Source organism: Streptomyces himalayensis subsp. himalayensis (genome assembly GCF_013778455.1).
GTDB classification, from domain to species: domain Bacteria; phylum Actinomycetota; class Actinomycetes; order Streptomycetales; family Streptomycetaceae; genus Streptomyces; species Streptomyces himalayensis.
In genome coordinates, this window is sequence record NZ_JACEHE010000009.1 from 172,926 (window position 1) to 193,470 (window position 20,545).

Consider the following 20,545-nt stretch of genomic DNA (forward strand, 5'->3'; position numbering starts at 1 on the left):
ACAAGGAGGCGCGCCTCGGATGAGAACGTTCAGGCGCCGAGCACCTTCCCCAACGCCCCGAGGGCCGAGCCCAGTTCCTCCCGGGTGATGGTCAGCGGCGGTGCGATACGGATCGTCGAGCCGTGGGTGTCCTTGACCAGGACGCCCTCGGCGAGCAGGCGTTCGCTGACCTCGCGTCCGGTGCCGATCGCCGGGTCCACGTCCACGCCCGCCCACAGTCCGCGCGAACGGTAGCGCAGCACACCGCGGCCGACGAGATCGTCCAGGCCCTCCGCCAGGACCGCGCCGAGGGTCCGGGCGCGCTGCTGGAACTCGCCGGTGCGCAGCAGGTCGATGACCGCGGAGCCGACGGCCGCGGCCAGCGGGTTCCCGCCGAAGGTCGAGCCGTGCTCCCCTGGGCGCAGCACGCTCATGACGTCGCGGCGGCCCACGACCGCCGACACCGGGACGATGCCGCCGCCCAGGGCCTTACCCAGAAGCAGCAGGTCGGGCAGTACGTCCTCGTGCGCCACGGCCAGGGTGGTGCCGGTGCGTCCGAGACCGGACTGGATCTCGTCGGCGATGAAGAGCACACCCTTGCGGTGGGTCAGTTCGCGTACGCCCGCCAGATATTCGTCGGTCGGGATGAGAACGCCGGCCTCACCCTGGATCGGCTCGATGAGCACGGCTGCCGTGGTGCCGTCGATCGCCGCTTCAAGGGCCGCGAGATCGTCGTACGGCACCGTGCGGAAGCCAGGCGTGAAGGGGCCGAAGCCGGTGCGCGCGACAGGGTCGTCGGAGAAGCTGACGATGGTGGTGGTACGGCCATGGAAGTTGCCCGCCGCGACGACGATCGTGGCCTGGTCCGGGGCCACGCCCTTGACCTCGTACGCCCACTTCCGGGCGATCTTGAGAGCGCTCTCGACAGCCTCGGCGCCGGTGTTCATCGGCAGCGTCATGTCGAGCCCGGTGAGGTCGGAGAGCGCTTCCGCGAAGCCGGCGAGGCGGTCGTTGTGGAATGCGCGGGAGGTCAGGGTGACCTGGTCCAGCTGGTGGTGTGCCGCCGCGATGAGCGCTGGGTGGCGGTGGCCGAAGTTGAGGGCCGAGTAGCCGGCGAGCATGTCGAGATAGCGGCGGCCCTCGACGTCCTCGACCCAGGCGCCTTCGGCGCGCGCGACCACGACGGGCAGCGGATGGTAGTTGTGCGCGACGGTACCGGCCTCCGCGCCGATGAGGTCCGCCGAGGAGCGGGGCTCGGTGGACAGCGGTGCGCCGGTGGTGTGCGTGGTCGCGGTCATGCGGAACGTACCTCCTGGGTGCAGCACTTGGCGCCTCCGCCGGCCTTGTGCAGTTCGGACAGATCGACGGGGACGGGGATGTATCCGCGGTCGGCGAGCTGGGCGATGAGGCCGGTGGCCCGGGGCGCGATGACGACATGCCTGCCGTCGGACACGGAGTTGAGCCCGAAGGCCATGGCGTCGTCGCGGGTGGCGATGACCGCGTCCGGGAACAACCGGTGGAGCACGTCCCGGCTGCCGGGCGAGAACGCCCCGGGGTAGAAGGCGATGTTGTCGTCATCAAGCGCGAACAGTGCGGTGTCGAGGTGGTACAGGTTCGGGTCGGTCAGCCACAGCGTCACCGTCGGCATGCCGAAGTACTCCTGGGCCTGCTGGTGTGCCGCGGGAGTCGTACGGAAGCCGGTGCCCGCCAGCAGATACGTGCCGACCGGGACGAGGTCGCCCTCGCCCTCGCAGACGGCGTCCGGCTCGCGGACGTCGAATCCGGCCGCCTTGAACCACGCCTGGTACGCGGCGGCCTCCGGCTGTCGCTGTACGGCGAGGAACCGTGAGCCGAGGACCCGGCCGCCGACCACGACCGCCCCATTGGCGGCGAAAACCATGTCGGGCAGGCCAGGCACCGGTTCGATCGTCTCGACGATGTGGCCGAGGCCCCGATAGGTGTCGACCAGGCCCTGCCACTGGGCCAGGGCCTTCCCCAGATCGACTTCGGTGGCCTCCTGCATCCAGGGATTGATGGCGTACTCGACGGCGAAATACCGGGGCTGGCACAGCAGATAGCGGCGCGTGCGCGCGAGACGTTCGGGTGTGGGACGCGCGGGCGCGAGACGCGTGAGCGGCACAGGGGTTTCCTTTCCGCGAAAGCGCTTGACATGGCGTGATGCCAGGTGACAGTGGGTGATGCCCTCAACGGTAGAAAGACCGGGAAACTCCGCACAACCAGCGGCGATTGCGTGTCCACGCAGGAGTTTTGCGTTCTCGGCGGCTCAGCGGCGGTTCTTTTCGCCGGGCGGTTCGGCGGGCCCTCTGCCGGACGGCTCGGCCGCCCCCCTGCCGGACGGCTCGTTCGCGGCGGAGGTCGGCTTGGCCGAGGCGGCATCGGACGGTTTCGCCGAGGCGACGTCGGAAGGCCTGGCGGACGCGCCGCCGGACAGCGCGGCGGAGACATCGGCGGACGGTTCGGTCGAGGCGGCCTCCGGGCTGCCCGGCAGCAGATGGCTGAGCACGATGACGCTGTTGGTGCGCTGGACGAAGGACTCTGCCCGAATGCGTTCGAGCACCTCCTCGAAGTGCTCGATGTCGGCCGCGCGGATGTGCAGCAGCGCGTCGGCATCGCCGGTGACCGTCATGGCCGCCACGACTTCCGGATAGGTGCGGGCGACCTCGGCCAGCCGCCGCGGCGGTGCGGCGCTGTCGCAGTACACCTCGACGTATGCCTCCGTGCGCCAGCCCAGCACACTGGGGCGGACGAGGGTGGTGAACCCCGTGATGATCTCGGCCTCCCGCATCCGGTCGACACGCCGCTTCACGGCTGCCGGGGACAGGCCGATGTCGTGGCCGATCTCCACGAAACTTGTTCTGGCATTGGCCACGAGAGCCGAAAGGATCTTGCGGTCCAGGTCGTCCAGAGAGAGCGGCTGGTGCGCCATGAGCGTTGGAGTCCTTTTCTTGCTCAGTCAGGCCACGGCGGTGAGCGCATTCGCACGCAGCTCCTCCAAGGCGGCCGCGACGGCAGGGCGCTGCCGCGCACCGTTGCGCGTGCACGTGAGGAGTTTCCGGTGCGGCGTGCCCGCGCAGGCCACGCGGGTGACGGGCAGATGCGGCGGGATGAGGGCAAGGCGCGGGACCAGGGCCACGCCCAGGCCGTGCGCGACCAGATGGGCGGTGGCGTTCCACTCCTCCGCGCGGTGGACGACGTTCGGCGTGAACCCGGCGGCGCTGCAGGCCGCGACGACGTGCGGCCAGCACGGGCAGGTGGGCAGCGGCACGACCCAGTCCTCGGTCACGCATTCGGCGAGCTGGACGCGGTCGCGTGCGGCGAAGGGGTGCTTGTCCGCTACGACGAGGTCGAACGGGTCGTCCATCAGCGGCTGCTGGTCGAAGCGCCCGTCGCCGCGGGACGGATTCTCGGGTGTCGCCTCGACGATCGCGAGGTCGACCTCCCCCTCGAACAACAGGTTGAAGCTCTCCGGGACTTCGGCCTCCTGGATGCGCACGGTCAGCCGCGGATGACGAGCGCTCAGCGTGGCCGCCAGCGGAGCCAGCAGGTTCGAGATCGCCACGGCGAACCCGCTCAGCCGCAGCAGTCCGGCAGGTTGGTCGTCACCGCCGCGCAGTTCGTGCTCGGCCTGCTCCCAGCGCGCCTCGATCGCGTCGGCGTGCGCGAGCAGGCCTCTGGCGGCGGGCGTGAGCCGCACCCCTCGGCCCTGCGGTTCGAGGAGCACGACGCCCAGTTCACGGGCGAGCTGACGTATCTGCTGGGAGGCGGCGGACGGCGTGAAGTGCAGGGCCTGTGCGGCGGCGGTGACCGTGCCGTAGTGGTCGACCGCGCGCAACACGTGCAGACGGCGCAAGTCAATCATGTAGCCCACGCTTCAAGGTGGGGTCCAGAAAGTCAACCTGGACGGACAGGGAAGGGCATGGCCACGCTTGCTGGTAGCGGCACGGTGAGCGACGTGCCGTCGGCTTGGTGACGCCGCAAGCCGCGCCGATGAGCAGCAGTCGCTGAACCGAATCCCGATGGACCGAAACGGCAGTCGATACGACGAAGGAGCAGGCCATGACGAGCTACTGCCCCCACTGCGGGTGGCCGGACGCCCAGCCGTACGAGGTGGTGTCCCGGCACGCGACCACCCAGGGACAGACGGTGTGGACGCGTTGCGCCTGCGGCTCCCTACAGGTGCGCATCGTCGGGCAGTCGGACGGCGCACAGGACACCGACGTACGGATCGTGTCACGCGGCCGTCCGGCAACGGTCGGCCAGGTACGCCGACCGTCCCAGGAGCCCTGCGGGTCCGTGCGCCGTGAGCCGTAGGCCGACACCCTGACACATGGGACGGCGCGGATCTGGCGCCCTCCGACGCCCTCGGCGGCGTGAAGGCGGTCGGAGACTGGCTGGGCGCCGATCACAAGCCCTGGCAGCCTTCACCGGGACAGGTGAAGCCACTGGGCGACGCACCCGGCAGCCCGGTCGCGGACGGTGAGTGGTGACCCTTCGTTACCGACTCCGTGGCCTGAGGGCTCGTACCCCCTCGGTCAGGCGGCGGCCAGTGCGATCTCCGTCGCCTTGATCAGCGCGACGACGTCGGAGCCGCTGGTCAGGCCGAGCTCCTCGACGGCCTCCCTGGTGATCGCGGCGGTGAGTTCACCGCCCTCGACGCTCACGCGGACCGAGGCCATCGCGCGACCGACACGGACGGCAGCGACCGTGCCCGGGATCTGGTTGCGGATGCTGATGCCCGTGACCGGTGCCGTGGCCAGCGCGACCTCTGTCGACTTGACGAGCGCGCGGACCGTGGAGCCCTCGGCGAGACCGAGTTCCCCGACCGCCTCCAGGGTGATGGCGGCCGTGATGTGCCGGCCGCCGGCGAGGCCGACCTTCACGGTGGCCATGGCCTCCCCGGAGGTGATGGCGACGACGGTGCCCTGGATCTGGTTGCGAATGCTCAAGCTCACGGCTGCTGGCCTCCGTCTGACATTCGGAAGGCGGCTGGGCGAAAGGATCGGCTCTCGTCCGCTCTGGCGCGGGCACTGTAGGCACACTTCGCCCGGGCGCGCGAACGGAGAGCCAGCACTCAGATATCCCCAGTGGGCTTGACCTCAAGTCCGCTTGAGGTCAGAGCCTCTGGTCATGACCACACAGACGGATCACGCAGAGATCAGGGCACTCGTCCACCGGCTCTTCCGCGCCCTGGACGAGCGCAGGTTCACAGCAGGCTGGGCCCGCGACCTTCTCACCGACGACGTGCGCATGGAGACGCCCTTGGGGACGTCCCAGGGAACCGATGCCGTCCGCGCCACCGAGGAGGCGCTCGGGCGCTACGACCGCACCCAGCACATAGCCTCCGGCGTCATCCTCGACACGGACGCCGGGACGGAATGGGTGACGGCCTCATGGAACGCCCTGATGACCCACGTACACCATGACGCCACGCTCCAGCAGCGAGGCGCCGACGCCGACCCACTGTTCACCGTGGGTGGCCGCTTCGAGGCTGAACTGCGCCGCACCCCCAACGGCTGGCGCTTCAGCCGAGTCGCTGTCCGGCCCATCTGGACGAAGGGGCAGCCACCCCTGGGCGTCGGCGCCAAAAGTGCCTAGCCCGTCTCGCCGTGTCCCCGAATCGATGCGGCCCCCCGATGCGCCCCGCGCGGCACGACCCAGTCGCGCTGGACCAACTCCTTTCTCCCAAAAGCGTGTTCACGAGAGCGCCGTCAACCAGGGACTTTGACATATGCCAGAAGCATCACCGAATCGTGTGTTGCCAAATCCCTTACATGAGGTACCAGCCTGTGCAACAGTCATAGCCGGTCCTTCTTCCAGCCTTGGTCGTGCCGTCCTGCATCGGAGTACGTCATGCCGTCCCATGTCTCTGCGGACCGCTCAGCTGCCCAGCCGCCTCCCCGTGGCTCGGTCGACGCGCTGATCTCGCAGACCCGTAGGCTCCTCGGCGATGTCGACGCCGTGCGACGCGACGGCCTGGCAGACGACAGCGACCCCGAAGGCCGCTGGCAGCGGGCACTGTGCGATCTGGCGGTGCATCAGCTCAACGATCTGGACGAGCACCTCGCACTACTGCGGGACGGGCCTCAGCCGGCAGTCCCGGAAACCGCACCGCCCCACCCCCGCACCGCACCCGGCGAGCCCCGTCCCGACTCGCTGCTGAGCCGGGTGGGCAGTGCGGCGTGGAATCTGCTGACGGACGAGGCGACCTGGTCCGGGGAGCTGTACCAGATCCTCGGCCGCGACCCAGCAGCTCCCCCCCTCACGCTCGACGAACTGCCCGCGCTGGTGCACGAGGACGATCAGGCGGGACTGACCGCCATGGTGACGGACTGCCTGATCGACGGGAAGCCGATCGACGGGGAGTTCCGCATCGTGCGCCCCGACGGCGGCACCCGAACCGTGCACATGATGGGCGAGCCGGTGCTCGACACCGACGGCACCACCGCCTCGATGTGGGCGGTCCTGCGTGACGTCAGCGAACTGCGCCGCAGCCAACGGACGGTGAGCGAGACCCGTGACTCGCTGCAACGCCGGCGGCACATCGCGCAGACCGAGCACCGGCTTGCGGTCGAACTGCAGGAAGCCGTGCTCCCCCCGTGGCGCGGCGCCCTGCGGTTCCCGCACGGCGGCCCCGAGACCCTCGACATCGCCGCCCACTATCTGCCGCCCTCGGCAAGTGCGCTGATGGGCGGAAACTGGTACGACGCACTTGAACTGTCCGACGGCCAGACCCTGTTGAGCGTCGGCGATCTCACCGGGCAGGGCGTCACCGTCACCTCCGGCATGGCCATGCTGCTGGGCGCCATGCGCGGCATGACCGTCGCCGGAGCACAGCCCGGCCAACTGATGGGCTGGCTGAACCAGTTACTGGATGCCTCCGTCCAGCCGACTCTCGCCGGCGCCGTCTGCTGCCGCTACAACCCCGGGACCCGCACCCTCGTATGGGCGCAAGCAGGACACCCCGCCCCGCTGCTGTTCCGCAGCGGAACGGGGTGTGCGTTGACGCCCCCGCACGGCGTACTGCTCGGGGCCACCTCCGGCGCGACGTACGAGCAGGCCGAAGAGACCCTCGAGCCCGGCGATCTGCTCCTGCTGCACACCGAGGGACTGGTTCCGCGGCACACCGGCGCCGCCGCCCAGCACAGACTGCTCGCACTGGCGCCACGCTTCGCCGAGGCCCGCACCGCCCAGGACTGTGTGCGGACGGTGGTCGAGGAGTTCGGCGAGATCGAGCGCGAGGACGATGCCTGCGTACTGGTCGCGAGGATCTACTGAGGGAGCCTGGAGCCGTCCCCGGGCCTGAGTCCGGGAGTCCGACGCTGAGTCCGACCACCTGGCTCCGGGGCATGCTGAACCCGAGTAGGCACTGGAGCCGACCACTTGGGCAGTTCCGGTGCTTGCTCAGTCTTGGGAATTGCTCGGTCGTGGGAATTGCTCCGTCCGAGCTTCTGGGCCCCCGGCGGGGCACGTTGAAACCCAAAACCGACTGGATCCACTGGCCACGGGATCAGCAGCTTCCCGCCAGAGCTACCCCTGCAGGGCTCTGGGCAGGAGGACAGATCCTCTCCCCCGGTCAGGCCTGCGCCCGCCGTCCGCCCTTCGGCTTCAGAGAGTCCTTGGGCAACGCGAACTGGATCTCCTCGCGCAGGTCCTCGATCTTCGGATACCCGGCGTAGTGAGCCGTCAGACGGTACATCTCACGCAGCCGATCCCAGGTGCGTTGGGAGGAGTTCGACCCCATCGACACCAGCGCCAGCCGTGCGTACCGGTCCGCCTGCTCCGGGTCGTCCGCGATGAAGCAGGCCGACGCCAGCGAGATGTAGTCGAAGATCTGCGACCGCTGTCGCCCGTTCGCCCGGAGCTCCAGGGCCTCCTTGGCATGGCGCTGCGCCGTGTTGGCCGCGGACGGTTCGTGTTCGGCGAGGGTGCGGTACGCGAGGGCCTGCATACCGTGCAGGTCCGCCTCGTCGAACATCTGCATCCAACTGGGTGGCGGTACGTCGCCCTTGTCGGAGACGAAGAGATCCTCCGCCTGACCGAGGGTGCGCCGCATGGCCTGGCCGCGTCCCATCGACGCCTGAGCCCAGGCTTCGATGGTGTACAGCATGGCCTTGGTGCGCGGCAGGGTCTCCTGGCCCGAGCCGGACTTGGCGAGCTTCATCAGGTCGAGGGCGTCGTCGGGCCGGCCGAGGTGCACCATCTGACGGGCGGCGCGGGAGAGCGCCTCCCCGGCGCGCGGCCGGTCACCGCCCTCGCGGGCCGCGTGGGCCGCGATGACGAAGTACTTCTGGGCGGTGGGTTCGAGGCCGACGTCGTGGGACATCCAGCCCGCGAGGACGGCGAGGTTGGCGGCGACGCCCCACAGGCGGCGCTGCAGATGGTCGGGGTGGTGGTAGGCGAGCATGCCGCCCACTTCGTTGAGCTGGCCCACCACGGCCTTGCGCTGCAGCCCGCCGCCGCGGGCCGCGTCCCAGGCCCGAAACACCTCGACCGAGCGCTCCAGCTCCTCGATCTCCTGGGAGCCGATGGGGGCGGCCTCATAGCGGTCGAAACCAGCGGGTTCGGCGTGCAGGGGATCGTAGAGGTCGGGAGAGTCGGCCGCGAGGGCCGGATCGGTGTGCAGCCAGTCGTGCATGGCGCTGCTGAGTGCGGATCCTGCGGCGAGCGCGGCGCCCGCGCCCACCAAGCCGCGTCGGTTGAGCATGAGGTCCATTCCCGTGAATTCGGTGAGGACCTGAGCGGTCCGCTCGGGCGCCCACGGCACTCCGTCGGGATGTTCCACAGTCCCGTCATCACGCCGTTTCCCCGTGCGCCCGTGCCGGACCAGACCGAGGTCCTCGATGGTCACGACACGGCCGAGTCGCTCGGTGAACAGCGCCGCCAGCACCCTCGGCACCGGATCGCGCGGGATTTCTCCCATGTCGATCCAACGCCGCACGCGCGAGGTGTCGGTTGCCAGCTGGGGGTGGCCCATGGCCGCCGCCTGCCGGTTCACAAGTCTCGCGAGCTCGCCCTTCGACCAGCCGGCCAGGCCGAACAGGTCCGAAAGACGGGTGTTGGGTTGTCCGCTCACGTCAAGCCCCCAGGTTCTCGGCTGAGTTGACAGTAGCCCGCTGTCAGTTGCTGGGCGACTATTCGCCACGGTTCGCCAGGGTGCGCCACATGGTCTGCCAGTGGGCATCGGGTGTCAGGTAGATATGCGCCACCCCGACCCGGCGGCCCCAGGGACATTCCCCAGGGTGCACCGAGGCGGCCGGGGAAGGGCGGCGTCGGCTACTCGCAGGCACACGAAGGGATCTGTTCGCCCATGTACACAGCATCGTCCTCCGTGTCCGCACCCCCACGGCCGCTGCGCACCTACCCTCCTGCCCCGAGGGCGCGGGAGGTGCCTGCCCAGCCGGGCAGCGGACCGTATCTCGACCCCGCGCGCACGGCGGCCGGGACGCTCGGTGCCGGCCGCGCGCGGCGCGCACCGGGGTTCGGTACGCAACCGCTCAGCGGGAGACTCGACTTGTCCGGCCCTCAGGGCGCGCAGCTGCGCACGGCCATCGCATCGGTGCACCGTATCTGCCCGGAGTTCAGCCCGGTGCAGGTGCTGCGTCGCAGCGGACGCTCCGTGCTGCTTGTCGGTACGACGGGGCGCAGCACCGCAGTCGCCAAGTGCTTATTGGATCACGCACCGGCCTGGGTGGAGCGGATCCGCCATGAGATAGCGACATACCGCTCGTTCGTCCGGCACCGGCCGCCGGTGCGGGTGCCGCGGCTCATCGCCGCGGACCCGGACAACTGCACGCTGGTGCTCGAGCGGATGCCCGGTCGGGTTGCGGCACTGCAGCGGCACCCCATGGAGGCACCGCCGCGCGCGGACGTACGGGCGGCGCTCGGTGCGATCTGCCGGCTGAACCAGTGGCAGCCGCCCGAGGCGACGTTCGGCAGGCCCCTCGACTACGGACGTCAGATCTCCCGCTATCACGACCTGGGGCTGCTCACCGACCGGGACATGGGCGATCTGCAGAAGCTGCTTCACGCGGTCGCGCAGTCGGCCGGCAGGCAGGGGCTGTGGCAGTTCTGTCACGGCGATGCACTCCTGTCGAACATCCTGCTGTCACCATCGGGTCCGGTGTTGGTCGACTGGGAGCACGCGGGCTGGTATCTGCCGGGGTACGACCTGGCGACCCTGTGGACGGTGCTCGGTGACGCACCGGTGGCGCGGCGGCAGATCAGTCAGCTGGCGCAGTCCGCTGGTCCCGCTTCACGCGACGCGTTCCTGATCAATCTGATGCTCGTCCTGACGCGTGAGATCCGGACATATGAGACGGCCGTGCAGCGTTCGATGCACGATGCGACCCCGGCGGCACCGGGTCCTGCCCACCCTGGTGGCGCGCCGTCCGGCGAGGAACAGCGGCTGCTGCTGAGGCGGCTGCACGACGACTGCCAGATGGCCCGCCGGGCCGTGCGTGCGGCGGTCGGCACTCGCTGACGGGGACGGAGGTCCGCGGTGCGCCTTGAGGCGCACCGCGGACCTCTGTGTGTGTGCGGCACGGCGAGGGCGCGGTGTTCCCGGCACGCCACCGGCGTGCGCGACCCCTCCCGGAGGACGGCTAGCGCGGGCAGCAGCTCCGCGGATCCGGCCAGCACGGTGGCGCCCGGCGGGTCATCGCCCTCGATGAGCCCGAGCCGCACGGGGATCGTGACCGTCGCGCTCGTGCGCCCTCGCCTGTCGCGTGGCGCCACGGAAGTAGCCAACCGGGTGGCGCGCGGCGCGATACCCCCTGCGCCCTCGTGCGACATGGACTCCCCCGAACAGGTGGACGTGTTCGCGCCGTTCACCATTGCGTGAGGCGCCCTGTGGCCGCGCGGTAAGGGCGAGCCGCGAAACGCCGTCTGGGCTGCTCATTGGTCCATTCCACTGACGCGCCGCTGGCCGTGGCGCCCTCCCCGCGAAAACCCCGCCGACCGGCGCTGACATGGGAAAACCCATGCGGCAGGGCGTGATTGACGGATCGTCGGAGAGCCGATACCACTGACGCACGACCGGCCCCGCACGCACCATCACGCTCCACCGCCCCGGGAGGCTGCATTGCGAGGATCCGCCACTGTCCGCACCCTGGCCGCACACGGAGGTGCGCGTCGCACGGCGGGAGCCGTCGCGTCCGTCGCCCTGTTACTGCCCCTGCTGGGCGCCGCGCCGTCCGGCACGGCCGAGCCGGCCTCCAGCGAGCGCCTGCAGAACGCCTTCGCCGCGGCAGCCGCCGAGTACCACGTGCCGCAGAGCGTGCTGCTCGGGGTATCCTATCTGCAGTCCCGCTGGGACACACACGGCGGGGCTCCCAGTGTGACCGGCGGCTACGGTCCGATGCATCTCACCGATGCCCGTGCCGCGCTCGCCGAGGCCACCCAGCACCACAGCGAGGGCGGCGAGGACGCCCGCGGCGACTCCTCACGCACCGCCCGTGTCCCGCAGGCCTCTGCGGCGTCCACTGCGACTGTGCCTGAGGATTCCCAACTCCCCGCTCGCCTGAGGACGTTGTCCAAGGCAGCCGAGCTCACCGGGTTCTCCGCCGAGCAGCTGCGCACGGACGAGGCCGCGAACGTACGGGGCGGCGCGGCGCTGCTCGCGGCCGCACAGAAGCAGCTGGGTGAGCCGCTCAGCGGCGACGCGGCCGACTGGTACGGGGCGGTGGCGCGCTTCTCGGGCGCGGACGACAGCGCGACCGCGGCGACGTATGCCAACGACGTGTTCGCCGTGATCCGCGACGGCGAGCAGCGCACCAACGACGCCGGCCAGCGGGTCGAACTGGCGCCCTCCCCCGCGGTTCGGACGGACGCGGCCCAGATCGAGCGGATGGGACTGCGCCAAGCAGACGAGGGGGACACGGAGTGCCCCGAGACCGTGGCGTGCGAGTGGATCCCGGCGCCGTACGAGGAGTTCGGCGACGGCGACTACGGCAACCACGACCTGGGCGACCGGCCCGCCTCCCAGAAGATCGACTACATCATCGTCCACGACACCGAGGGCAGCTGGGATACCACCCTGAAGCTCGTGCAGGACCCGACCTATGTGTCCTGGAACTACACGCTGCGGTCCACGGATGGGCACATCGCCCAGCACGTGAAGGCCAAGGACGTCGCCTGGCATGCGGGCAACTGGTTCGTCAACGCCAAGTCGATCGGCCTGGAGCACGAAGGCTTCCTCGCCGATCCCGACGCCTGGTACACGGAGGCCATGTACCGGACATCGGCGCGGCTCGTGCAGTACCTGGCCAAGAAGTACGACATCCCCCTGGACCGGCAGCACATCCTCGGGCACGACAACGTCCCAGGGCCGACCACCTCCAACATCCGTGTAATGCACACCGACCCGGGCCCGTACTGGGACTGGCAGCACTACTTCACGCTGATGGGGAAGCCGTTCCACGCCACGGCGAGTGCGAGCGGTGGGCTGGTGACCGTACTGCCCGAATTCGCCGTACATCGGCCGGAGTTCACAGGCTGCACCGCGAAGGGCCAGCCCTGTGCGGCGCACGGGTCCAGTGCCGTGCGGCTGTACACCCAGCCCAGCGAGGACGCCCCACTCATCAAGGACATCGGCCTGCGGCCGGGCGGTGAGGACTCCACCATCGACGTGAACGACACGGCCTCGCGGGTCTCCACCGGCCAGCAGTACGCGGTGGCCGAGCACGAGGGCGACTGGACCGCGATCTGGTACCTGGGGCAGAAGGCCTGGTTCAAGAACCCGAAGAAGCAGCCGACCGCCGTCAACGCGGCCGGGCTCGTGGTGACGCCGAAGACCGGTGCCGCGGACGTATCCGTGTACGGACGCGCATACCCGGAGAAGGAGGCGTACCCGACCGGCGTGCCCGCCCAGGCGGTCTCACCTCTGCCGTACAAGCTGCTCGCCGGGCAGCGGTACGTGGTGGGTGACAAGGTGCCCGGCGAGTACTACTACTCGACGACCTTCGACACGGCGGCGCACAAGGTGGTGCGGGGCGCGGACGAGTACTACGAGATCCAGTTCGGGCACCGGGTGGCGTTCGTGCGGGCGGCCGATGTGCAAGTCGTGCAATCGGGGTCGTAGAGCTACTGACGGCGAGGAAGGTCGAACGACGTTCCGCCTCGTAGGACCCCGTTTGGCGCTCCTGGCGTCGCAGTAGCCCCGTCGCAATGGTGGGGGCCGGGTCTGCATGGCGCGGACCCGGCCCTCGCGTACATCTGCTGCTCTGGGAAGAACAGGCAGCGGTCGGCCTCGACCGAAGGCGTCTCTGTTTCAGGCTCTTATCAGTGCTGGTCAGGCCCTGAGGTCAGCCCTGCCGGAACAGCTCCGCCGGCAGGGGCTTCAGCAGGGCGTACAGATCGTCCGTGATCGGCCGGTCCCAGGCGGCGATCGTCACGAGCACACCGTCGCTGCGGTCGAACTGCACGCAGGAGATCCGGCTCTCGGACAGCTTCAGGCGACGGACGATCAAGAGGTTGTCGCCCTGCATCACCGGCATGTCCTCGGTGTCGAGGACGGTGACCTCTTCGTCGTTCTCCAGCGCCAGCAGCAGCTGCGCGACCTCGAACGGGATCTGCCCCTCGGCGGTCTCACGGGCCGGCGAGTCCTCGGGCAGATTGCCGATGATCATCGCGGGGCCGCGGCCGCCGAACAGGTCGTACCGCAGGAACACGCCCTGGCAGCTGCCGTCCGGTGCGGGCAGCAGGCCCGCGCCGAGATTGCCAGGCCAGTCGCCCGGGTCCATGGCCAGGACGTCGAAGTCCGGACCCGCGGGTGTGGCGGCGCTGCGGCGGCGGAGGAAGGACATGCGGCCATGGTACGTGTCCGCGGCGGCTTTGCGGCGGCGGGGGCTGAGCCGGGTGAACGCGGCTCGGCCGTGGTGGGCAAGGGCGGGTGACCGTGGCTCGGCCCTGGTAGGCGAGGCCGGGTGAGGTGGCTCTGCGGCTTGTGGGCATGATCGGGTGAGGTGGCTCTGCCGCTCGTTGGCAGGATCGGGTGACGTGGCTCTGTCGTGGTGCGTTAGTACGTGTGCATGACCCATGGATGCCCGGAACGGAGCAGTTGCCGTGACCATGAATGATCACGAGGGCGTGGCAGACGAGAGCGCCCTCACGTACTGGCGGGCCGGGCTGGACACGGTTCCCGACGAGGTTTGGCTCCATCCGGATCTCACGGTTCTGCTGCTGCCGGACAACGCTCTCACTCACATCCCCGCTCGCATCGGCACGCTCAAGGCACTGCACACCCTGGACCTGGGCCACAACAGGCTCACCCGTGTCCCGGACGAGCTGGGTGAGCTCGTGGGTCTTGACCGGTTCCTGTATCTGCACGACAACGAACTCGGCTCGCTCCCGGACTCTTTGTGTCGTCTGACCCGGCTGGCGTATCTGAACGTCGGCGAGAACGCTCTCACGGAGCTGCCCGAGTCGCTGGGCTCGATGAGGGATCTGGTGGAGCTCCGGGCTCAGCACAACCGGCTGACCGCGCTGCCTCCTTCGATCGGTGGGCTGGCGTCTCTGCGGGAGCTCTGGCTGCGCGGCAACCGCCTCAGAGCGCTCCCCGATTCCGTACGACACCTGCAGGCGCTGCGTGAACTGGAGCTGCGCGAGAACGCCTTCACGGCTGTGCCGGAGGCGCTGCGCGGCCTGCCGCTGCTGCGGCGGCTCGATCTGCGCAGCAACCGATTGCGCGAGCTGCCCGGCTGGCTCGCCGAGCTGCCCGCGCTGGAGAAGCTGGACCTGCGGTGGAACGACGTCGAGGTCCCGCGCGATGTGCTGCGGGACCTCGAGCGAAGGGGCTGCGTGGTATTGCGCTGAGCGCCCGGACCGGACGGCACACGGCCGGAGCATTCGCGACCTACCGCCCGGCTGGCCGCATCGGGCCACTGCTGCCACCGCGCCGCCCGCTCTGTCGGAACAGCGCTCAGTCGCCGTCCTCCGCCGCGGGCGGCACCACCGCCACCGGGCTCGCCGCGTGCAGCAGCACCGCGTGCGTGACCGAGCCGAGCATCCGGGCGGGCTGGAGCAGCCGCCGGCGGTGGCGGCCCACCGCCACCAGGTCGGCGTCCTTGGATGCGGCGACGACATGGCCGGCCGCGTCACCGCCCAACACGGACACGTCCACCCTCACGTCCGGGTGTTCCTTGCGGTGGGCGGCGAGGACGTCGTTCAGCAGACGGTGCGTGTCGGCTTCCACCGCGTCCTTGTCGACGAGGGACATCGCCGCGAAGTCGGTGGGCACCGACCAGGCGTAGACGGGCCAGGGATAGGCGGAGACCACCTGGAGGCGGGCGCTGCGGCGGGCGGCCGCCTCGAATGCGAAGGCCAGGGCCTGGGTGTCGGGCGAGTCCGCGGAGACGCCGATCACGATGCGCGGGCCGGGCTCGGCCGGGCCGGCGGCCTCCCCGTGCACCTCGCGTCCAGGGCGCGGCACCACCACGACCGGGCAGGCGGCGTCACGTGCGGTGGCGATCCCGTTCGAGCCGAGCAGCAGGCTGGCGAAGCCGCCACGGCCGCGTGAGCCGAGCACGATCAGTTGGGCGTTGGAGCTGAGCTCCGGTAGTACGACCGAGGGCGCGCCGTCCAGCGTGAGGTACTCGACGGGAGGTAGACCCTCTCGTCCCGCGAGTGAGGCGCGGACCTGGTCCACGACCTGATCGCCCTGCGGGGCCGGGGGCAGGGGCATCACCACCATGGCGCCGGGCCGTGTCCACTCGGTGTACTGCCGCACGTGCACGACCCGCAGCGGCGCGTCGCGCAGCCGTGCCTCCGAAAGGGCCCACTCCAGGGCGCGCAGGCTGTCTTCCGATCCGTCGACTGCCGCGATGACGGGCAGGGTGCTCATGGTTCCTCGTCTCCGGCACTGTGCCACGTTCGACCAGTTCCTCGGTGCCAGACTCGCTCAGGCGAATACCCGAGAAAAGGGCCAAAGGTCACATGTCCGGAGAAATCGATGATCCATGAGCGCCCTGCCGTGGTGTGCGCCGACATTTCGCGTGTCGGCCCTCAGGTGAGGTCGAACTCCCCTTCCCGCGCGCCCAGCACAAAAGCCCCCCACTCGGCCGGAGTGAAGATCAGAGTCGGACTCTCCGGGCGGCCGCTGTTGCGCATCGCGATGAATCCCTCCACGAAAGCGATCTCGACGTCCCCCATCCCCCGGCTGCTGGAGCGCCACTCGGCGCCGCTCAGGTCCAGCTGCTCCGGCTTCTCCCAGCCCGCACGCGGATGCTGCGTGATGGTGCTCTCGGCCACGTCCCTGCTCCTCCCGGTTCGTCGTCCGCGGCCAGACTAGCGAGCGGTTCGGGCGCCGGACAGGCCACCGGCGGGGACGTGGCCGCATCCGGCCCGCCGGTCCGCTCAGACGGTCGGTGGCTGTGCTCCGACCAGCCACATGGAGAAGAACTGCGAGCCGCCTCCGTAGGCGTGTCCGAGCACCCTGCGGGCGCCGTCGACCTGGTGCTCCCCCGCCTGTCCGCGCACCTGGAGGGCCGCCTCGGCGAAACGGATCATGCCCGAGGCGCCGATGGGGTTGGTGGACAGGACTCCGCCGGACATGTTCACCGGCAGATCACCGTCGAGTTCCGTGGCCCCTGACTCGGTCAGCTTCCAGCCCTCACCCTCGTCGGCGAAGCCCAGGTTCTCCAGCCACATCGGCTCGTACCAGGAAAACGGCACATACATCTCGACAGCGTCGATCTCCCGCCGCGGATCGGTGATGCCCGCCTGCCGGTACACGTCCGCCGCGCAGTCCTTGCCTGCCTGGGGCGATACGCAGTCCTTGCCGGCGAAGAGCGTCGGCTCGCTGCGCATCGCCCCGCCCAGCATCCAGGCCGGCGGCCGTGGTGAGCGGGCGGCGCCGGCGCGGTCGGTGAGGACCATGGCGCACGCGCCGTCGGACGACGGGCAGGTCTCCGAGTAGCGGATCGGGTCCCACAGCATCGGGGACGCCTGGACCTTCTCCAGGGTGATGTCGTGCTCGTGGAGGTGCGCGTACGGGTTCTTGAGAGCGTTCCGCCGGTCCTTGTACGCGACGAGGGAGCCGACCGTCTCAGGCGCGCCGCTGCGTCGCATGTACGCGCGCACGTGCGGGGCGAAGAAGCCGCCCGCACCGGCGAGCAGCGGCTGCTGGAAGGGGATCGGCAGGGACAGCCCCCACATGGCGTTGGACTCGGACTGTTTTTCGAAGGCGAGGGTCAGGACCGTGCCGTGGACGCGGGCCGCGATCAGATTGGCGGCCACGAGCGCGGTGGAGCCGCCCACGGAGCCCGCCGTGTGCACCCGGAGCATGGGTTTTCCGACGGCGCCGAGCGCGTCGGCGAGATACAGCTCGGGCATCATGACGCCCTCGAAGAAGTCGGGTGCCTTGCCGATCACCACGGCATCGATGTCCGCCCACGTCAACTCGGCGTCCTGGAGGGCCCGCCCGGCTGCTTCGCGGACGAGCCCCGCGATGGACACGTCGCGGCGCGCGGCAACGTGCTTGGTCTGCCCGATACCGACGACGGCCACGGGCTCCTTCCCCGCCTTGTCCACTGTGCTCATCGCGGGTCTCCCTCCAGTACGGCGACGAGGTTCTGCTGCAGGCACGGGCCGGACGTGGCGTGGGCGAGCGCGCGGTCGGAGTCGCCGCGGTGGATGCGTGCGGCGGCCTCGCCGATCCGGATGAGGCCGGCGGCCATCACGGGGTTGGCTGAGAGGGCTCCGCCCGACGGGTTGACGTTCACCGTGTCGTCGAGCCTGAGCGCCTTGCGCAGCACCACCTCCTGAGAAGAGAAGGGCGCGTGCAACTCCGCTGTGTCCACCGGCCGCTCGAAGGCCCCGGCACGCTCCGCGGCCAGCCGTGTCGACGGCGAGTCCGTGAGGTCCCGTACGCCCAGGCTGTGCGCCTCGATGCGGTGGTCGATCCCGCGGATCCAGGCGGGCCGCTCGCACAGGTCGCGGGCCCGGTCGCCCGCGGCGAGAATCACGGCCGCCGCCCCGTCACCCACGGGGGGACAGTCCCCGGTACGCAGGGGACGTACGACGTACTCGCCCGGGGGACGCGCACCGGACAGCTGGGCGTGCGGGTTGTCAGCGGCGGCTGTGCGGCTGCGCGCGGCGACGCCCGCGAGAGCCCTCTCATCCGTGTCCCCGGCATCGATCAGCGCCTGAGCCTGCAGAGCCGCGAGGGCCACCGAGTCCGGCCACAGCGGTGCCACGTAGTACGGGTCGAGCTGGCGGGTCAGCACGTCCCGCACGGACCCGGGCGACGACTTGCCGTATGAGTACACGAGTGCGGTGTCGGCCTCGCCGGTCAGCAGCTTGATCCATGCCTCGTACAGCGCCCAGGCACCGTCCATCTCGACGTGCGACTCGGAGATGGGCGGCCAGGCGCCGACGCCGTCGAGCGCCATGGTGAACGAGAAGGCACGGCCGGCGAGGTAGTCGCTGGAGCCGGAGCAGGTGAAGCCGATGTCGCTGGTCCTGAGGCCGGTGCGGTCCAGAACCTCGTGCAGCACCGGCATGAGCATCTCGACCTCGGAGAGCTCGTCGGTCGTGCGCAGGTGGTCGGTCTGCCCGAAGGCGACGACGGCGATCTCGCGCGTCGGTGGCATGCCTGGCATCTAGAGCAGCTCCTTGTACGTCTCGTAGTCCGCGTCGGGTTCGCCGGTGGGCCGGTAGTGGTCCGGGTAGCGGCCGCCCTCGGTCCAGACCGGCTCCACGCGCAGGCCCATCCGCACCTGGTCGTAGGGAATGCCGGCGATGCGCCCGTGCAGGGCGAGGTCGGCGCCGTCGAGGGCGATGTGCGCGTAGACGTACGGCACCTCGATGTCGAGGTTCTTAGCCTTGATGTTGACGATGCAGTAGGTGGTGACGGTGCCGCGGGGGCCGACCTCGACCTGTTCCGCTGTGGCGACACCGCAGGTGGGGCATGCGCCCCTCGGAGGTACGTACACCTTGCGGCAGGACGGACAGCGCTCTCCGACCGTCCGCTGCTCGGCCAAGGAGTTGATGTAGGCGGACTGGGCGCGGCCCGGCCCGTAGGTGTAGTCGAGGCGGGCGGGCGCGACGATGCCGGTCACCATCTCCTCGAACGGGCCGTCGTGCCCCGTGAGTTGCGGCGCTTGGGAACCGTCGTACGGCTCGAAGCAGGCGATGTCCGTGATGGCGCCGGAGCGTTCCGCGGCCCAGCGGATGCGGACGCGCATGCCTGTGTGGACGGCATCGGGTCCCGGTGCGTCGAGGACGTGCAGGAGAGCGGTATCAGCGCCGTCGAGTTTCACGAGGACCCATGCGAACTGCTCCTGGAGGGGCTGGCCGCGGCGGGGCGCGGGGTTCCAGGCCCAGGTGGTGACCGTGCCGGTGGGGGCGACCTCGACGAGGTCGCGTATCTCCTCGGCGGTCACGGGGTCGTACTCGACGGGAGGCACCAGGGTTCTGCCGTCGGCGGTCTTGACGCCGAGGACGACGCGTTCGCGCAACCCGGTGAGGAAAGCGCTCTGGACGGGACCGAGGGAGCGGGTGAAGGGGAACTCAAGGACGAGAGGGGCTTTGAGGACTTCGGGCACTGGGTCTCCTCGCGGGACGGTCGTGGTCTGCGTCGGTCTCGCTCAGGCGCGCCGGTAGACGGGCGGGCGCTTCTCGGCGAAGGCGCGGGCGCCCTCCTTGGCGTCGGCGGTGTCGAAGATCGGCCAGCCGCGTTCGAGTTCGGACTTCAGCCCGTCCGCCTCGGTCATCTCGGCGGTCTCGTAGACGGAGGCCTTGACCGCCTCGACGGCGAGCGGGCCGCAGGCGTTGATCTGTTCGGCGATGGCGAGAGCCCTCTCGAGCGCGGTGCCGTCGGGGACGACGTGCCCGATCAGCCCGATGCGTGCGGCCTCGTCGGCGGTGTACGGGCGGCCGGTGAGCAGCATCTCGAGAGCGTGCGTACGGGGGATCTGCCGCTGCAGGCGGACCGTGGAGCCGCCGATGGGGAAGAGGCCGCGCTTGACCTCGAAGAGCCCGAAGGTGGCGGACTCGCCGGCGACCCGGATGTCGGTGCCCTGGAGGATCTCGGTGCCGCCCGCGACGCAGTACCCCTCGACGGCGGCGATGACCGGTTTGCGGGGGCGGTGGTGGCGCAGCATCGCCTTCCAGTGCAGATCCGGGTCGGCCTTGAGCCGGTCCCTGTACTGCTGGCCCTCCATCCCCTTGCCCCCGAGCGCTTTCAGATCCATGCCGGCGCAGAACGCGCCGCCCGCGCCGGCGAGCACGACGGACCGGACCGTGTCGTCCTCGTCGGCCTCGACCCACCCGTCGTACAGGCCTACCAGCATCGGCAGTGAGAGCGCGTTCTTGGCCTCCGGCCTGTTGAGCGTGAGCACCAGTGTGGCGCCTTCCCGCTGCACGGTGAGGTGTTCCGTCCCACCCATTGCCGTCCTCCCGTCTTCAGACTGAAACAGGTTGCAGGAGGCGCGGGTCCAGTTCAATAGTTTTCTGACTGACAGTCAGATTTCTTGTGCGAGCCCTTCCCAGTTGTGGGTGCCTCTGCTCTGATGACGGCCAGGTTCAGTGGGGTAAGCCCGATGACGGT

The 20,545-nt window shown here is 70.0% G+C and carries 18 protein-coding genes and 1 pseudogene; 6 read left to right on the plus strand and 13 right to left on the minus strand.

Annotated features, from left to right (window positions below; translation table 11 throughout):
- Positions 1-29: 29 nt before the first annotated feature.
- The 4 genes and pseudogenes from rocD to H1D24_RS17210 all read right to left on the minus strand — a co-directional run bounded on the left by rocD (position 30) and on the right by H1D24_RS17210 (position 3,859).
- Positions 30-1,277 (minus strand): ornithine--oxo-acid transaminase, encoded by a 1,248-nt coding sequence (gene rocD / locus H1D24_RS17195; RefSeq protein ID WP_181658454.1) that lies wholly within the window; start codon positions 1,275-1,277, stop codon positions 30-32.
- A complete protein-coding gene (gene ddaH / locus H1D24_RS17200; protein ID WP_309484354.1) occupies positions 1,274-2,119 on the minus strand; it encodes a dimethylargininase in 846 nt (281 codons plus the stop codon). Before ddaH ends, rocD begins: the two co-directional genes overlap by 4 nt.
- Positions 2,120-2,443: 324 nt before the next feature.
- A pseudogene (locus H1D24_RS17205) lies at positions 2,444-2,926 on the minus strand (Lrp/AsnC family transcriptional regulator); the annotation flags it as partial.
- A gap of 27 nt (positions 2,927-2,953) precedes the next feature.
- On the minus strand, positions 2,954-3,859 hold the full coding sequence (locus H1D24_RS17210) for a LysR family transcriptional regulator (RefSeq protein WP_181658456.1): 906 nt from the start codon (positions 3,857-3,859) through the stop codon (positions 2,954-2,956).
- Between the two features lie 197 nt (positions 3,860-4,056).
- On the opposite strand from H1D24_RS17210, the gene H1D24_RS17215 reads away from it, so the two are divergent.
- Positions 4,057-4,311 (plus strand): hypothetical protein, encoded by a 255-nt coding sequence (locus H1D24_RS17215; protein ID WP_181658457.1) that lies wholly within the window; start codon positions 4,057-4,059, stop codon positions 4,309-4,311.
- A 221-nt stretch (positions 4,312-4,532) separates the two neighbouring features.
- Here the strand turns inward: H1D24_RS17215 and H1D24_RS17220 are convergent, their stop codons facing one another.
- Positions 4,533-4,952, minus strand: coding sequence for a TOBE domain-containing protein (locus H1D24_RS17220; protein WP_181658458.1), 420 nt, complete (start codon positions 4,950-4,952; stop codon positions 4,533-4,535).
- 175 nt (positions 4,953-5,127) lie between these two features.
- Between H1D24_RS17220 and H1D24_RS17225 the strand changes: the two genes are divergently transcribed.
- Together H1D24_RS17225 and H1D24_RS17230 are read left to right on the plus strand one after the other, a co-directional pair.
- Complete coding sequence (locus H1D24_RS17225; RefSeq protein WP_181658459.1) at positions 5,128-5,595, plus strand: nuclear transport factor 2 family protein; 468 nt, start codon at positions 5,128-5,130, stop codon at positions 5,593-5,595.
- Positions 5,596-5,850: 255 nt separating this feature from the next.
- Positions 5,851-7,275, plus strand: a complete 1,425-nt coding sequence (locus tag H1D24_RS17230) for a PP2C family protein-serine/threonine phosphatase (protein WP_181658460.1) — start codon at positions 5,851-5,853, stop codon at positions 7,273-7,275.
- Positions 7,276-7,573: 298 nt separating this feature from the next.
- Here H1D24_RS17230 and H1D24_RS17235 read toward each other — a convergent pair whose 3' ends face one another.
- The gene (locus H1D24_RS17235) at positions 7,574-9,073 is read right to left on the minus strand and encodes a DNA-binding protein NsdB (protein WP_181658461.1); all 1,500 of its coding nucleotides are present in this window, start codon (positions 9,071-9,073) and stop codon (positions 7,574-7,576) included.
- A 234-nt stretch (positions 9,074-9,307) separates the two neighbouring features.
- Between H1D24_RS17235 and H1D24_RS17240 the strand changes: the two genes are divergently transcribed.
- Positions 9,308-10,480, plus strand: coding sequence for an aminoglycoside phosphotransferase family protein (locus tag H1D24_RS17240; RefSeq protein WP_181658462.1), 1,173 nt, complete (start codon positions 9,308-9,310; stop codon positions 10,478-10,480).
- A gap of 600 nt (positions 10,481-11,080) precedes the next feature.
- The gene (locus H1D24_RS17245; RefSeq protein WP_181658463.1) at positions 11,081-13,078 is read left to right on the plus strand and encodes an N-acetylmuramoyl-L-alanine amidase; all 1,998 of its coding nucleotides are present in this window, start codon (positions 11,081-11,083) and stop codon (positions 13,076-13,078) included.
- Positions 13,079-13,301: 223 nt separating this feature from the next.
- On the opposite strand, the gene H1D24_RS17250 is transcribed toward H1D24_RS17245, so the two are convergent.
- Positions 13,302-13,802: a hypothetical protein gene (locus tag H1D24_RS17250; protein WP_181658464.1), complete on the minus strand. Its 501-nt coding sequence runs from the start codon at positions 13,800-13,802 to the stop codon at positions 13,302-13,304.
- A gap of 265 nt (positions 13,803-14,067) precedes the next feature.
- Between H1D24_RS17250 and H1D24_RS17255 the strand changes: the two genes are divergently transcribed.
- Positions 14,068-14,811 (plus strand): leucine-rich repeat domain-containing protein, encoded by a 744-nt coding sequence (locus H1D24_RS17255; protein ID WP_181658549.1) that lies wholly within the window; start codon positions 14,068-14,070, stop codon positions 14,809-14,811.
- 106 nt (positions 14,812-14,917) lie between these two features.
- Here the strand turns inward: H1D24_RS17255 and H1D24_RS17260 are convergent, their stop codons facing one another.
- From H1D24_RS17260 to H1D24_RS17285, 6 genes are all read right to left on the minus strand, one after another.
- A complete protein-coding gene (locus H1D24_RS17260; protein WP_181658465.1) occupies positions 14,918-15,838 on the minus strand; it encodes a universal stress protein in 921 nt (306 codons plus the stop codon).
- A gap of 161 nt (positions 15,839-15,999) precedes the next feature.
- On the minus strand, positions 16,000-16,245 hold the full coding sequence (locus H1D24_RS17265; RefSeq protein ID WP_181658466.1) for a DUF397 domain-containing protein: 246 nt from the start codon (positions 16,243-16,245) through the stop codon (positions 16,000-16,002).
- 105 nt (positions 16,246-16,350) lie between these two features.
- Positions 16,351-17,535 carry a thiolase family protein gene (locus tag H1D24_RS17270; protein WP_181658467.1) on the minus strand — a complete coding sequence of 395 codons (1,185 nt, stop codon included), beginning with the start codon at positions 17,533-17,535 and terminating at the stop codon, positions 16,351-16,353.
- Complete coding sequence (locus H1D24_RS17275) at positions 17,532-18,596, minus strand: thiolase family protein (protein WP_258564122.1); 1,065 nt, start codon at positions 18,594-18,596, stop codon at positions 17,532-17,534. The genes H1D24_RS17270 and H1D24_RS17275 overlap by 4 nt, the downstream gene beginning before the upstream one ends.
- Positions 18,597-19,541: a Zn-ribbon domain-containing OB-fold protein gene (locus H1D24_RS17280; protein WP_181658468.1), complete on the minus strand. Its 945-nt coding sequence runs from the start codon at positions 19,539-19,541 to the stop codon at positions 18,597-18,599.
- A 42-nt stretch (positions 19,542-19,583) separates the two neighbouring features.
- Positions 19,584-20,384 carry a crotonase/enoyl-CoA hydratase family protein gene (locus H1D24_RS17285; RefSeq protein WP_181658469.1) on the minus strand — a complete coding sequence of 267 codons (801 nt, stop codon included), beginning with the start codon at positions 20,382-20,384 and terminating at the stop codon, positions 19,584-19,586.
- Positions 20,385-20,545 lie beyond the last annotated feature (161 nt).